The sequence below is a fragment of the Streptomyces sp. NPDC046862 genome, assembly GCF_040704615.1.
Classification (GTDB): domain Bacteria; phylum Actinomycetota; class Actinomycetes; order Streptomycetales; family Streptomycetaceae; genus Streptomyces.
In genome coordinates, this window is record NZ_JBEYXP010000002.1 from 352,515 (window position 1) to 366,258 (window position 13,744).

14 protein-coding genes and 1 pseudogene are annotated in these 13,744 nt (G+C 69.6%); 10 read left to right on the forward strand and 5 right to left on the reverse strand.

Going from position 1 to position 13,744, the window contains the following annotated elements; translation table 11 throughout:
• Positions 1-34: 34 nt before the first annotated feature.
• Positions 35-1,429: a metallopeptidase TldD-related protein gene (locus AB0959_RS03510; RefSeq protein ID WP_366824561.1), complete on the reverse strand. Its 1,395-nt coding sequence runs from the start codon at positions 1,427-1,429 to the stop codon at positions 35-37.
• Positions 1,426-2,949, reverse strand: a complete 1,524-nt coding sequence (locus AB0959_RS03515; protein WP_366824562.1) for a TldD/PmbA family protein — start codon at positions 2,947-2,949, stop codon at positions 1,426-1,428. The genes AB0959_RS03510 and AB0959_RS03515 overlap by 4 nt, the downstream gene beginning before the upstream one ends.
• 248 nt (positions 2,950-3,197) lie before the next feature.
• Here AB0959_RS03515 and AB0959_RS03520 point away from each other — a divergent pair, with 248 nt between their 5' ends.
• Positions 3,198-3,458, forward strand: a complete 261-nt coding sequence (locus AB0959_RS03520; protein ID WP_366824563.1) for a hypothetical protein — start codon at positions 3,198-3,200, stop codon at positions 3,456-3,458.
• 277 nt (positions 3,459-3,735) lie between these two features.
• The gene (locus AB0959_RS03525) at positions 3,736-4,230 is read left to right on the forward strand and encodes a hypothetical protein (RefSeq protein ID WP_366824564.1); all 495 of its coding nucleotides are present in this window, start codon (positions 3,736-3,738) and stop codon (positions 4,228-4,230) included.
• A gap of 27 nt (positions 4,231-4,257) precedes the next feature.
• Here the strand turns inward: AB0959_RS03525 and AB0959_RS03530 are convergent, their stop codons facing one another.
• Complete coding sequence (locus AB0959_RS03530; RefSeq protein ID WP_366824565.1) at positions 4,258-5,853, reverse strand: ISL3 family transposase; 1,596 nt, start codon at positions 5,851-5,853, stop codon at positions 4,258-4,260.
• A gap of 572 nt (positions 5,854-6,425) precedes the next feature.
• The gene (locus AB0959_RS03535) at positions 6,426-6,872 is read right to left on the reverse strand and encodes a hypothetical protein (RefSeq protein WP_366824566.1); all 447 of its coding nucleotides are present in this window, start codon (positions 6,870-6,872) and stop codon (positions 6,426-6,428) included.
• A gap of 36 nt (positions 6,873-6,908) precedes the next feature.
• On the opposite strand from AB0959_RS03535, the gene AB0959_RS03540 reads away from it, so the two are divergent.
• The 7 genes and pseudogenes from AB0959_RS03540 to AB0959_RS03570 all read left to right on the forward strand — a co-directional run.
• Positions 6,909-7,208 carry a hypothetical protein gene (locus AB0959_RS03540; RefSeq protein ID WP_366824567.1) on the forward strand — a complete coding sequence of 100 codons (300 nt, stop codon included), beginning with the start codon at positions 6,909-6,911 and terminating at the stop codon, positions 7,206-7,208.
• A 226-nt stretch (positions 7,209-7,434) separates the two neighbouring features.
• Positions 7,435-8,565, forward strand: a complete 1,131-nt coding sequence (locus AB0959_RS03545; protein WP_366824568.1) for an SEC-C metal-binding domain-containing protein — start codon at positions 7,435-7,437, stop codon at positions 8,563-8,565.
• Between the two features lie 85 nt (positions 8,566-8,650).
• Positions 8,651-8,935 (forward strand): type II toxin-antitoxin system Phd/YefM family antitoxin, encoded by a 285-nt coding sequence (locus AB0959_RS03550; RefSeq protein ID WP_366824569.1) that lies wholly within the window; start codon positions 8,651-8,653, stop codon positions 8,933-8,935.
• Positions 8,936-8,940: 5 nt separating this feature from the next.
• Positions 8,941-9,327, forward strand: coding sequence for a type II toxin-antitoxin system VapC family toxin (locus AB0959_RS03555; RefSeq protein WP_366824570.1), 387 nt, complete (start codon positions 8,941-8,943; stop codon positions 9,325-9,327).
• 172 nt (positions 9,328-9,499) lie between these two features.
• The gene (gene fabG, locus AB0959_RS03560; protein WP_366824571.1) at positions 9,500-10,216 is read left to right on the forward strand and encodes a 3-oxoacyl-[acyl-carrier-protein] reductase; all 717 of its coding nucleotides are present in this window, start codon (positions 9,500-9,502) and stop codon (positions 10,214-10,216) included.
• 3 nt (positions 10,217-10,219) lie between these two features.
• Positions 10,220-10,987: an enoyl-ACP reductase FabI gene (fabI, locus tag AB0959_RS03565; protein WP_059079452.1), complete on the forward strand. Its 768-nt coding sequence runs from the start codon at positions 10,220-10,222 to the stop codon at positions 10,985-10,987.
• A gap of 253 nt (positions 10,988-11,240) precedes the next feature.
• A pseudogene (locus tag AB0959_RS03570) lies at positions 11,241-11,588 on the forward strand (hypothetical protein); the annotation flags it as partial.
• Here the strand turns inward: AB0959_RS03570 and AB0959_RS03575 are convergent.
• Positions 11,572-12,315 carry a FadR/GntR family transcriptional regulator gene (locus AB0959_RS03575; RefSeq protein ID WP_366824572.1) on the reverse strand — a complete coding sequence of 248 codons (744 nt, stop codon included), beginning with the start codon at positions 12,313-12,315 and terminating at the stop codon, positions 11,572-11,574. The pseudogene AB0959_RS03570 and the gene AB0959_RS03575 sit on opposite strands and share 17 nt — an antisense overlap.
• 70 nt (positions 12,316-12,385) lie before the next feature.
• Here AB0959_RS03575 and AB0959_RS03580 point away from each other — a divergent pair, with 70 nt between their 5' ends.
• Positions 12,386-13,726, forward strand: a complete 1,341-nt coding sequence (locus AB0959_RS03580; RefSeq protein WP_366824573.1) for an MFS transporter — start codon at positions 12,386-12,388, stop codon at positions 13,724-13,726.
• Positions 13,727-13,744 lie beyond the last annotated feature (18 nt).

Here is a 13,744-nt window from a genome sequence, read left to right on the forward strand (position 1 = left end):
TCCTCGGGCAGTCGACTGACTACCGGCTACGAGGTTATACGCCCTGGCTGACGGAGCTCATATTGAAGTCCGGCACCCTCAGCGCAGGCATCGCGGCCCTAGTGAACCAGTCGCTCCACTCCCTCGGCAGCGTCTTTTCCGTGCGCCCGGCCTCCGTCGCCCGGCCCAGCAGACCGACCGGCGACTCGTTGAACCGGAAGTTGTTCACCTCGCCGGTGACCTCGCCGTTCTCCACGAGGTACACACCGTCCCGGGTCAGCCCGGTCAGCAGCAGCGTCGCCGGATCGACCTCACGGATGTACCAGAGGCACGTCAGCAGCAGCCCGCGCCCCGTGTTCGCGACCATCTCCTCCAGGGAGCGGTCCTCGCCCCCGTCGAGGATCAGGTTCCCGATCGACGGCGCCACCGGCAGCCCGGTCAGGCCCGCGCTGTGCCGCGTGGTCGTCAGGTGCTTCACCTCGCCGCCGCCGACCCACTCGGTGGCGGTCAGCGGCAGTCCGTTGTCGAACACCGACGCGTCGTCCCCGGAGGAGTGCGCGAGCACGAACGGCGAGGACTCGAGGCCCGGCTCGTTCGGGTCGCTGCGCAGCGTCAGCGGCAGCTCGGTCAGCTTCTCGCCGATCCGCGTGCCCCCGCCCGGCTTGCTGAAGACGGTACGGCCCTCGGCGGCGTCCCGGCCCGACGCCGACCACATCTGGTAGATCAGCAGGTCCGCCACGGCCGTGGGCGGCAGCAGCGTCTCGTAGCGCCCGGCGGGCAGCTCGATACGTCGCTCGGCCCAGCCGAGCCGTACGGCCAGCTCCGCGTCCAGCGCCGCCGGGTCCACGTCCTTGAAGTCCCGCGTCGACCTCCCGGCCCACGCCGAGCGCCTACGGTCCGGGGACTTGGCGTTCAGCTCCAGCGTGCCGTTCGGCTGGTCGTGCCTCAGGCGCAGCCCCGTCGACGTCCCCAGGTAGATGGAGACGAGCTCGTGGTTGGCGAACCCGTACAGCTCGCGACCGCCCTCCCGCGCGCGGGCGAACGACTCCCCGAGCGCCGGCGCGAAGTCCGCGAACACGGCGGACGAGGTCTCGGCGGGTGCGTCCGTGAAGTCGGGGGACTGGGGCAGGCCGGCCACGAGCGGTTGGGCGTCCTCGGCGGGCCCCGCCCCACGCGCGGCGGCCTCGGCGGCCCGTACCAGCGGCTCCAGCTCGTCGGCGGTGACGGCCGACCGCGACACGACGCCGGACGCCGTGCCCTCCTTGCCGTCGACGGTCGCGACGACCGTCAGGGTGCGTCCGCGCGTGACCCCGTTCGTGGTCAGCGCGTTGCCCGCCCAGCGCAGGTTGGCGGTCGAGTGCTCGTCGGCGATCACCACGCAGCCGTCGGCGGTGGACAGCTCCAGCGCCCGCTCGACGATCTCGTGCGGCTTGTTGGTGGGGGCGCTCATCGACCGGCCTCCTGCGTGGTGTTCAGAATGTTGACGCCCTTGAAGAGGGCCGAGGGGCAGCCGTGCGAGACGGCGGCGACCTGGCCGGGCTGGGCCTTGCCGCAGTTGAAGGCACCGCCGAGGACATACGTCCGGGGCCCGCCGACGGCGGCCATGGACCCCCAGAAGTCGGTGGTCGTCGCCTGGTACGCGACGTCCCGCAGCTGCCCGGTGATCCGCCCGTTCTCGATCCTGAAGAAGCGCTGCCCGGTGAACTGGAAGTTGTACCGCTGCATGTCGATGGACCACGACCGGTCACCGACGACGTAGATCCCGCGGTCCACGCTCCCGATCAGGTCCTCGGTGGACATCCCGGCCGGGTCCGGCTGGAGCGACACGTTCGCCATCCGCTGCACGGGCACATGGCCGGGGGAGTCGGCGTACGCACATCCGTTGGAGCGGTCGAAGCCGGTCAGCCGGGCGATCCTGCGGTCCAGCTGGTAGCCGACCAGGGTCCCGTCCTTCACCAGGTCCCAGGACTGCCCCGCCACGCCCTCGTCGTCGTACCCGATGGTCGCGAGGCCGTGCTCGGCGGTGCGGTCACCGGTGACGTTCATGAGCTCGGAGCCGTACCTCAGCTTGCCGAGCTTGTCGAAGGTGGCGAAGGACGTGCCGGCGTACGCGGCCTCGTAGCCGAGCGCGCGGTCCAGCTCCGTGGCGTGCCCGATGGACTCGTGGATGGTCAGCCACAGGTTGGAGGGGTCCACGACCAGGTCGTACACGCCCGACTCGACGCTGGGGGCCCGCATCTTCTCGGCGAGCAGCTCCGGGATCCGCGCCAGCTCGTCGTCCCAGTCCCAGCCGGTGCCGGTCAGGTACTCCCAGCCGCGTCCGACGGGCGGCGCGAGGGTCCGCATGGAGTCGAACTCCCCGCTGGACTCGTCGACGGACACGGCGGTGAACGACGGATGCAGGCGCACCCGCTGCTGGGTGGTCACGGTTCCGGCCGTGTCCGCGTAGAACTTGTTCTCGTGCACGGTGAGCAGCGACGCGTCCACGTGATCGACGCCGTCGGCCGCCAGCAGTCGCGCGCTCCACTCGGTCATCAACCCCGACTTCTCCTCGTCGGGCACGCTGAAGGGGTCGATCTCGTACGAGGACACCCACGTCTTCTCGGCGTGCACGGGCTCGTCGGCCAGCTCCACGCGCTCGTCGGACCCGGCGGCCCTGATCACCTGGGCGGACAGCTTCGCCATGGCCACGGCCTGCGCGGCGACCTTGGCGGCCGCGTCCATGGTCAGGTCCACGCCGGACGCGAACCCCCAGGTCCCGCCGTGCACCACCCGCACCGCGTACCCGAGGTCGGTCGTGTCCGACGACCCGGCCGGCTTGGCGTCCCGCAGCCGCCAGGCCGCGCTGCGCACCCGCTCGAACCGGAAGTCCGCGTGCTCGGCCCCGAGGGCCCTGGCCCGGGCCAGGGCGGCGTCGGCGAGGGCCCGCAGCGGTAGTGCCAGGAATGACTGATCGACCTCATGGGCCACGAGCGGCCTCCCCTTGTCACCGTTGGTGAGATGTATTGGTCCGCAGTGAATCATGCAGCCCCGACTCCAGCGCTTCCAACGAATTCACGCCGGCACGACATCGCCAGAGGCAGCAGTGTCACCAGCGGCCAGTAAGGTGAACGACTGGAGCCCACGGGGGAATGGGCCCTCCTCCCGTCTCGTTTCCGCTGCCCGCCAGATGGCGCAGCCGCAGCCGCGAGTCGAGCGCAAGGGAGATCGGTAAGAGCATGGACGTGTTCGGAGCGCACCGACAGCTCATCAAGGACTACGACGACTTCACGACCTCCTTGGTGTGGGTGCGGGATCCGGCCATCAGGAATCATCTCGACGAGGAGCGCGGGGACAAAACCCGCTGGCCTGACCCCTGGATCTCCCTCAATCCCAACTTCCGAAGCGGTGGAACGGTCGACGGGCTCGCCGACGACAACGTGTCGCACCGCGGCTGCAAGGACTACTTCCGTGACACTCCCGTGAGTCGTACGTTCTGACGACCGGTACGGGATCGGGCAAGAGCCTCTCCTACATCATTCCCATCGTCGACATGCATACCTACCGGGGAAGCCAGGGCGCCGATGTCGCTCTTCTCGTGCGCAGGCTGCGTGACGCTTGCGAGGACGAGCGCCGCCCCCCCCACGAAGATCCCTGAAGCAGCGGTCGATCTCCGAAAGGGGCTCTGGCCGCAGTTCCGTGAACCACAGCGCCTGTGCGTCAGCAAAAACAGATGCGCCGATCGCCCCGTCTCCCGGCGTAGGGCATGCTGTTGCGGTGAGTGATCCTCAACAAGCATGGCTGAACAGCCTGGACGTGCCACGGAAGGCGGCTGCTGAGTCGCTGCGTGCCCAGTTCAGCGCCCTCGGCGTGACCGATCCTGTCGACCTGATCAAGTCGGAGGTCATGGAAGACCTTCCGCAGCTCGCGCGATTCGTGCTGCTGCGGAGCCTGTGGCACGGGGCGATCGACGGCTGGACCGACCCGGGTTCGCTCGATCAACTGCCAGCCGCGCAACGCCTTCTTGCTGCTGGCTCGGATCGGGAGGATCTTGTTCGCCTGGTCCGAGCCGTTGCCTATGAGGCGGTGTTCGCGACGCTCGACGAGCTGGACGCCGGCGGCGATGTGAACGTGTCGGGCGTGGAGGCCGGCTGGGTGGTTATGGAGTCGGGCGAAGATGGCTCTCCGACTGGGCGGGCCTTGTCGGGCCTGCATGAAGACCTCCTGACAACGGATCCCAGCGGGCGCGACGGAGCTGACCTCTGGCAATGAGGGCAGTAATTGGGCGGTTGATGCAGGTCACGACTGGGTGAGGATGCGGGTCCGGAGGAGTTCGAACGAGGCTCGGCCGTACATAGCCCTCTTTAGGGTTTTCACCCGGTTCACGTGCCCCTCGACGACTCCAGAGCTCCAGGGCAGGGTCAGACCGGCGGTCACTGCGTCGAGGTCCTGGCGGAGGAAGCCAGCGAAGCCTTTCATGGGCTTCGGCGCGTCCTGCTCTGCCTGCCGGATCCACTCCACCAGCAGGTATCCGCGCTGGTGGCGGACCATGTCGGAGAAGGCGCGAGCGAGGTCGCAGGCGCGAGTGATGTCCGGGCAGGCGAGCCGGACTTGGAGGAGTCGCTCGTCCTGGCTTTCGGTGAGCGTCTCCCGGGGCCGCATGATCCACGAGGTGATCTTGCGGGGGCTCGGAATGTCGGCCCGGACCGGTTCGGCGGTGCCCGCGCGCAGGGCGGCGAGGTGTTTGCGGACGACCTGGCGGCTGCCGCGGTAGCCGCGGGCCTGGATCTCCAGGAAGAGTCGGGTGCCGCTGACCTGGCCTTGGGCTTCGGTGAAGCGAGCGTTGAGGTATGCCTTGAACGGTTCCAGGACGCCGTTGGGGCGGCGGTCGCGGGCGGAGGCAAGCAGCTCGTCGAGGTCGGTGTCGCGGAAGCGGCGCACGGTCTTGCGGTCGAGGTTCAGACGGCGGGCGATGGCGCTGATCGTCCAGCGTTTCTCCAGCAGGCGGTGGATGTCCTCGTAGCGGTGGCGGGTGCGTTCGATGATCTGGGTGCGGGGCAGTTCCGCGGGCGGTAACAGCATCGGGAGTGGCTCCGGACCCTCGGTCACATTCTCCTCGTTGCCACGTTTACGCAGGCAGTCGCGGTGCTGGTGGCAGGTCTTCTCCACTGCGGCGGACAGGTTCTGCAGCAGGTGCCAGCGATCAGCGACTTCGAGGGCGTTGGGGGCTGCGTTCTTGATCGCCTTGGTGTAGGCCGTGGCCCGGTCCCGGCAGATGATCTCGGCGCCGGGATGCTCGGTGAGCCAGGCCGCGAATGTCTCGGAGGTGCGGTCGGGCAGTACATCCACGACTCGGCCGGCCTCGACGTCGACCAGCACGGTGCCGTAAGTGCAACCCTTGCGGAAGGCGAACTCATCCACCCCCAGCACCCGTGGGGCGCGGTCCGGCACCGTCGGCGCCGTCAGCAGCCTGAGCAGCCGTGTCCGGCCCGCGGTCAGCCGCAGCCGGCGGCACAGCCTTGCGGCGGGGCGGCCGCCGAGCTCGATCGCGATCGACCGCAGCCAGCCCGCCAGCCCGGTGCTGGAACGGCGGTAGCGCGTGGAAAGACCCGGTACCTGCTCGACGAACGTCGTGCGGGAACAGCTCTTCCGGTCGCAGAAGTATCGGCGCACTCGCAGCCGGATGATGACGCGGCGTGAGCCCAATGGTCGCTCGTCCAGGGTGCGTTGATACGTGCTGTGTACGCGGCGGGCCTGCTTGCGACAGTTTGGGCACCGGCCTGGGCGGGCCGTCGACATCGCCTCCACCACCAGGATGCCGGAGGAGTCGCTCACCCCCTCCACCTGCACATCGATCCCGGGAAACAGCACATCCTCGACCGTCTTGCTCGCCACGGCAGACAGTACGCTGCCGAAACTATCCCGCGTTCCTGTCGCTGACCTGGGGATTCACGGAACTGCGGCCAGAGCCCCGAAAGGAATGCGGCGAGGACCCCTGTGCCTCGCCAGAAAGTCCGGGACATGACGGCGCCGACGACCGTCCACCGCCGTGACCAGCTGAAACGGCTGCGACACGATGAGCCGCCAGCGACGATCTCGATCATTCAGCAGCAGCCACGCCAATTCCAGCAACGACTCGTAGCCGACGTGCCCGCCCGTCACAGCCGACCAATACCGACCCGATTAGTGGGTCTGCCCCCGCCGAGAACGGAACACCCGCCACGGCGTCAACTCATCGAACCCGGCCGCTGCCGCCCCGCCGTGCAGCGGAACCTCCACGACCTTGCTCCCATACCGTCGACGCAACACAGCATCCCCGGCCATCCGACCCCAGCCCTTCGCGACCAGCGCCAACCTCACGCTGCCAGAGCCAAGGAGGGCCGGCCCCGTTGCGAACAATTGGTCCCCGGTGACCTGGGGGGCCTTCGGCACCACCGGCGGGCAGCGAGGAAGACCGGGCATGAGGGTCAGTACTGCGTCAGCTGCCCCGGCCGCTCGAAGTAGAAGCCCCTCGGTCCGTGTTGTTCATCGCCCTCAACGGGCGGCCAAGACGCCGCCACGCCTTCAAGGAGCGTGCTCCCGTTGAGGATGCGCTTGCCGTCGAACCAGCGGCCCGTGAAGCCGAACATATGGGTTCCCCGGCCCAGCCCCAGCAGCCCCAAGGTGACCTGCGTCGCCGAGACGGGCACGCCGCCGGAGACCAGGGGGAGGGACAGGAAGAGGTTCCTCTTCTCGCGCGCCGCGGGACCGGTCCACAGGCCGACGGTCACTCTCGGCTCGTTCAGATCCGGGATGGATCCGCGCACGTAGTACGGCTTGGCGACCGGAGTGGTCGTGTAGTGCCACAGCGCAGCCGCGAGCGCCCGATGTGTGCGTGCCAGTACGTCCGGCGGGATGGCTGCTAGTTGACCCATGACGGGCACTTCCGAACCCTTCTGCAGTAGGCGGTGATGACCCCGATCTTCCCCTTTCCTCCGGGGGCGGTGTACTCGCCGTCGTCGGTCACTTTCCTGCGGGGTGGGTCGTACGAACTCGACGACGGCCGTCGTGTCCTCGTGGACGGCCTGCTGTTGGAGATGTGGCGGGTGTTCGAGACGTTCCTCGCCACCGCGCTGGGCGAGGAACTCCAGCGCCGCGCCGGCGGCCGTGCCGAGCCCTGTGACCGCGACCACCACCTCGACCTGGGCAAGAAGGAACTGCTGAAGCCCGACCTCATCCACTACCTGCCACTCTCGGACGGGGGTCGGTGACTGTGGCCGACAAGGTGATCCGGCTGTACCGACACGTGGTCGACCTCTCCCTGCCGTACCGGGACCTACGCGCCCGAATAGGGGGAGCTGGCCGACGCACTTCTCCGTGTCCGGACGGAGTCGGCGGCTCCAGCCCCTCCAGCCCGTGACTCCTCGCGGGGCGCCGAGGCCGTTCCCTCCTGAGGGGGAAGCGGATCCCCTTTGCCAGCCGCTAAGTTGAGGAAGCATGTCCAGCAAGCGCCGCCCCGGCAAGACGAAGTCCACGGCACAGGCACGCCGCAAGCACTCGTCCCCGCACACCTCCCGCGTCTACACCTCCGGCGCCGAAGCCGCCGCCGCGATGGAGGAGTCGGCGGACCGGTATCCGGAGCATCGGGAGGAAACCCTTCTGGAGGCCGCGAGCGAATGGACCCTGGCCAAGGAGTTCCAGCGGGCGCTCGCCCTCTACGACCGGCTGCTGGAGGAGGGCTGCACGGAACCGGAGATGGTCGAGGCGTACCGGGCCGAGGCGCTGTGGGACACGGGCCGAGTCGACGAGGCCTGGGGAGCGATCGCCGAGCTGAGGGCGCGCCATCCCAAGGACCCCGGCCCTTGGCAGTATGTGGCCGAGCTGCTGGAGTCGAAGGACGAACTCCGTGCGGCCATGGAGTGGTTCACCGCCGGGATTACGCACGCACTCGGCCCGAGCACTCCGCTCGTCCTGGGTTCCGTCGAGAAAGCCGGGCGTGCGATGGAGATCGAGCAGCTGGTCACCGGGCGCCACCGCGTCCGCAGGCTGCTCGGCGAGCGGCACGACGAGTGCGACGACCTCGCCGACGAGCTGCACAAGGCCCGCGTGTCCTTGTTCGGCACGGCACGCCCGCTGGACGAACTGCACGACCCGAGGCGGCAACGCGCCACCTGGGCGAGCGACCCGGAGGCCATGGAAGCCGAGATCAAGGCTGTGCACGAGGAGGCCGCGGCCTTCCGGATCGCCCGAGCCAGGCCCCGCACGACCTGCGTGCTGTTCTGGACGGTGGACGACTTCAAGCAGCTTCTGGCCCGCTGGCCGGCGTCCGCGGATGCCTACGGTACCGACCACGCCGGTCACCTCCGCCAGGTCGAGGAGGCCCTGCGACGCCTGTCCGAGGAAGGCGCGACGCATCTCGCAACCGGCCGCGGCGATGTGGCCGCTCTGGAAACGCATGGACAGCAGACGGGCCTCACCCCTGATGCGCCGTCGGTGCGATCCGCGTACGCCGCCGAGCTCGCGCGGACAGGAAAGGCGGAGGCCTGGCCCCCGCCGCGCAACGCCCGCTGCTGGTGCGGTTCGGGACGCAAGTACAAGAAGTGCTGCGGAAACCCCGCGTTCGGGTGAACGTCACGGCGGGCTGCCATTCCGGCAATGTAGGTACCATTGCATGGATGTAGGTACAACGGGTGTGGCGGTAAAGGAGCCCGACATGAGCACCATCTCCGTGCGCGAGTTCTCGTACAACCCCAGTGCCGTCTTCGCCCGCGTCGAAAAGGGCGAGGCGATCGAGGTCACCCGGCACGGCAACGTGATCGCGATACTGTCACCGGCCGGCGGCCCCATGGAGCGGTACGCGCACCTGGTGGCGCAGGGGAAGATCAAGCTGAAGCCGGTCACCGCCGCCGACCGGCACAGCATGCCCCACTACGAGGTACCGGAGGATGTCGACCCGGTGGCGCTGCTCCTGGCCGAGCGTGAGGCGGACGACCGTTGATCTACATGGACACCTCGGCCCTGGTCACGTGGATGACCCGCCGTAACCACTGGGCCGAGCTGGACGCCTTCCTTCAGCAGCACGTCACGCAGCCGCTCGCCACCAGCACGCTCGGCTTCGTGGAGACCGTACGGACCCTGGACCTCATGGGGCACTTCCCCAAGGCGATGGAGGACCTGGACGCCCGGATCACCGAAATCCTCCTCACTCGGGAGGTACGTGACGGTGCCGCTCCACTGGTCGGGCGCCTGAGAACGCTGGACGCCATCCATGTGGCCAGCGCACTGTCACTACGGGACGATCTGACCGCTGTGGTGACGTACGACCGCAGGATGCTCGAGACGGCCCGCGCCGAGGGACTGTCCGCTCACGCCCCTGGCACGGCGGACTGACGGACGCGCGCCGACTGTAGGGATCCGACAGCAGGCAGGGTGCGTCACTGTCGGTGCCCGATTGCCCGCCCGGCCGGACGGACCGATAGGTTTTCGGTGAAGCCGCCTGTCAGCCACCAGCTCAGCCAGCTGTTCGGGCGGGCGTCCAGACCGCTAACGAAAGGGTGATCCGTTGAGCCGCTCGGTTCTCGTCACCGGAGGCAACCGGGGCATCGGCCTCGCCATCGCCCGCGCGTTCCACGACGCCGGCGACAAGGTCGCGGTCACATACCGTTCGGGTGACCCGGAGGCCCTTGAGAAGGAAGGCTTCCTCGCCGTCAAGTGCGACATCACCGACACCGAGCAGGTGGAGCAGGCCTACAAGCAGATCGAGGCCGAGCACGGCCCGGTCGAGGTGCTCATCGCCAACGCCGGTGTCACCAAGGACCAGCTCCTGATGCGCATGTCCGAGGAGGACTTCACGTCCGTCCTCGACACCAACCTCACCGGCACCTTCCGCGTCGTCAAGCGCGCCAACCGCGCCATGCTGCGTGCCAAGAAGGGCCGCGTCGTGCTCATCTCGTCGGTCGTCGGTCTGTACGGCGGCCCGGGGCAGGCCAACTACGCCGCGTCCAAGGCCGCCCTCGTCGGCTTCGCGCGCTCCCTCGCCCGTGAGCTCGGCTCGCGCAACATCACCTTCAACGTCGTCGCGCCCGGCTTCGTGGACACCGACATGACCAAGGTCCTCACCGAGGAGCAGCGCGCGAACATCGTGTCGCAGGTGCCGCTCGGCCGGTACGCGCAGCCCGAGGAGGTCGCCGCGACGGTGCGGTTCCTGACCTCGGACGACGCCTCGTACATCACTGGAGCCGTCATCCCCGTAGACGGCGGACTGGGAATGGGTCACTGAACCATGAGCGGAATCCTCGAGGGCAAGCGCGTCCTGATCACCGGTGTGCTGATGGAGTCCTCCATCGCCTTCCACACCGCCAAGCTGGCCCAGGAGCAGGGCGCCGAGATCATCCTGACGGCGTTCCCGCGGCCCACCCTGACCGAGCGCATCGCCAAGAAGCTCCCCAAGCCCACCAAGGTCATCGAGCTCGACGTCACCAACGACGAGCACCTCGGGCGGCTGGCCGACATCGTCGGTGAGGAGCTCGGCGGCCTCGACGGCGTCGTGCACTCCATCGGCTTCGCGCCCCAGGACGCCCTCGGCGGCAACTTCCTCAACACGCCGTTCGAGTCCGTCGCCACCGCCATGCACGTCTCGGCGTACTCCCTGAAGTCGCTGACGATGGCCTGTCTGCCGCTGATGCAGAACGGCGGCTCGGTCGTCGGCCTCACCTTCGACGCCCAGTACGCCTGGCCGCAGTACGACTGGATGGGCCCGGCCAAGGCCGCCCTGGAGGCCACCAGCCGCTACATGGCACGTGACCTGGGCAAGCAGAACATCCGCTGCAACCTGATCTCGGCGGGCCCGATCGGTTCCATGGCCGCCAAGTCCATCCCGGGCTTCGGCGAGCTGGCCGCCGTGTGGGACGACCGTTCGCCCCTGGAGTGGGACCTCAAGGACCCCGAGCCGGCCGGCCGCGGTGTCGTCGCCCTGCTCAGCGACTGGTTCCCGAAGACCACCGGCGAGATCATCCACGTGGACGGCGGCCTGCACGCGATCGGTGCCTGACCGCTGCCGTACCGCTGCCTCTGAGGCTCGCTGACGACCCAGGGCCCGCGTCCGTCCCTGCGGATGCGGGCCTTCGGCGTGTCCCGCCGTGTCCCGGCGTGCCCGGCGTGTCCCCCGTTCGGCCCATCCGGCCGGGCGGGGGAGGACGACGACTCGCAGTCTGGATTACGTGGTCACCACGTGAATCACGCGTTCACCACGTGAAACCCTCCCGAGCCCGGCCGAGGAGGTCACCCTTGTGCGCGTCTCCCTTGTGCGTCTGTCCCGCGGCCTCGCCCCGGTGACCGTGGCCGTCGCCGCCCTCCTGACGCTTCTGCCGTACGAGGCCGTGCCCCACGCGCCCAGGGGTGCCCAACCGCCCGCCGAGGAAGATCCGTTCGGGGCCGAGTGCCGTACGGACATCACGGGCTCCCGCGTGGTCGTGTACTGCCACAACGCCTACGTGGACACCGACCGCGTACGCCTCCACATCGAGTGCGACCGCTGGTGGGACATCGACAGCGACGGCTCCCCGGTGGAGGCGGAGCCCGCGCGGACCGTGCGGCTCACCGGCCGCTGCTGGAAGGAGGTCCGCTCGGCGTGGGTCAGCCACCAGAGGCTGCGGCCCCCTGCTGACGATCAGGACCACCCGGGCGGCCAGGACGACTCGGGCGACTCGGGTGATCCGGACGGCACGTGAACGGGTAGCTCGCGGCCTCCGCGGCGGCCGCCTCCCGGTCGCCCGCGCGGATCGCGTCGACGAGCCGGGCGTGGTCCATGTACGTCTCCGGGGTCAGCTCCTCGCCGACGTCCCAGCGCAGCCAGTCCCGCAGTACCTCGCTCAGATCCGCGTACACCGCCGTCATGGGGTCGTTGTGGGACGCGGCCACCACCGCCAGGTGGAACGTCGCGTCCGCGGCCACGAACGCCTCCGCGTCGCCCGACGCCCACGCCTCCTCGCGCCGGACCAGCAGCGCGTCGAGCTGCTTGAGGTCCTTCTCGGTACGACGCTCGGCGGCCAGCCGCGCGGCGCTCGACTCCAGCGCGGAGCGCAGCTCGGCGATGTGGTTCGGGTCGGAGTCCGTGAAGCGGCGCTGCATCACCCCGGCCAGCTCGCTGGTCGCGACGACGTACGTGCCCGAGCCCTGGCGGATGTCCAGCAGGCCGTTGTGGGCGAGGGCCCGCACGGCCTCGCGGACCGTGTTGCGCGCCACACCCAGCTGCTCGACCAGCTCGGGCTCGGTGGGGATGCGGGAGCCGATCGGCCACTCACCCGAGGTGATCTGGTTCCGCAGGGCGGCGATGACCTGCTCGGACAGCGCCGAACGGCGGGGATGGCTCAGCGGCATGGCGTTACCTTCGCACGAGATCCGGGGGAACGGGGCACAGGGACTGGACAGTCAATCATCCTATGATTCTATGATGGGTCGCATGGCACGCGAGGACATACGGACGACATCCCCACCCACCCGGCCCGCCTCCACAGGGCCCGAAGCCGGTTCCCCAGGCGCCGGGTCCCCGGGCGAAGCAGCTCCCACGCGCGCGTGGGCGACCCGTCTCATGGTCGTCGGCATCGTCCTGACGGCCCTCAACCTGCGCCCCGCCATCACCAGCCTCGGCGCCCTCCTCGAAGAGGTGCGCGACGGGCTCGGCATGAGCGGCAGCGTCGCCGGACTGCTCACCTCCGTACCGCCCCTCTGCTTCGCGGTCTTCGGCGGCATGGCACCCCGCCTCGCCCGCCGCTTCGGGCCGGGCGCCGTGGTCTGCGCCGGCATGGTCGCGATCGCCACCGGCCTCGCGGTCCGGCCGTACGTCGGCAGCACGGCGGGCTTCCTGGCCGCCAGCGCGCTCGCCCTCATGGGCATCGCCGTCAGCAACATCCTGATGCCGGTGATCGTCAAGCGCTGGTTTCCGGACCGCGTGGGCTCCATGACCGGCCTGTACTCCATGGCTCTCGCCCTCGGCACCTCGACCGCGGCGGCGATCACCGTCCCCATGACCGACGCCCTGGGCGGGAACTGGCAGTCGGGCCTCGCCGCGTGGGCGCTCCTCGCGGCGGCGGCCGCGCTGCCGTGGCCCGCTGTGGCACGCGCGCGAAAGCCCCACCAGGATGCCGCCGCCGCGGGCGACGGTGCCTCGCGCGGTGTGCCGTCCGCCCGGCAGGGCCCTGACGCGCTGCGCATCACCCGGAGCCGTACGGCCTGGGCGCTCGCCGTGTTCTTCGGGCTCCAGGCGACCGCCGCGTACATCACGATGGGCTGGATGGCGCAGATCTTCCGCGACGCGGGTGTCCCGGCCGGCACGGCGGGCCTGCTGCTCGCCGTCACGATGGCGATGGGCGTGCCGCTGGCCTTCGTGATCCCCCGGCTCGCCGCGCGTCTGCCCCACCAGGGCCCCATCGTGGTGGCCCTGGGCGTGTGCGGGCTCGCCGGTTACGCGGGCCTGTACGTCGCCCCGGCGGGCGGCGCCTGGGCGTGGGCGCTGCTGATCGGCATCTCGAACTGCGCCTTCCCGCTGGCCCTCACCATGGTCGGGATGCGGGCGAGGACCTCCGCGGGCGTCGCCAAGCTGTCCGCCTTCGCGCAGAGCACCGGCTACCTGATCTCGATCCCGGGCCCGCTCCTGGTCGGCGTCCTCTACCAGCACAGCGGCGGCTGGGGTCTGCCGCTCGCCCTCATGGCAGGCCTCATGGTCCCGCAGATCGTGATGGGCGTCCTGGCGGGCCGTGACCGGACGGTGGAGGACCAGGCGGCGCGCTGAGGCGGGAGCCGGACGCTC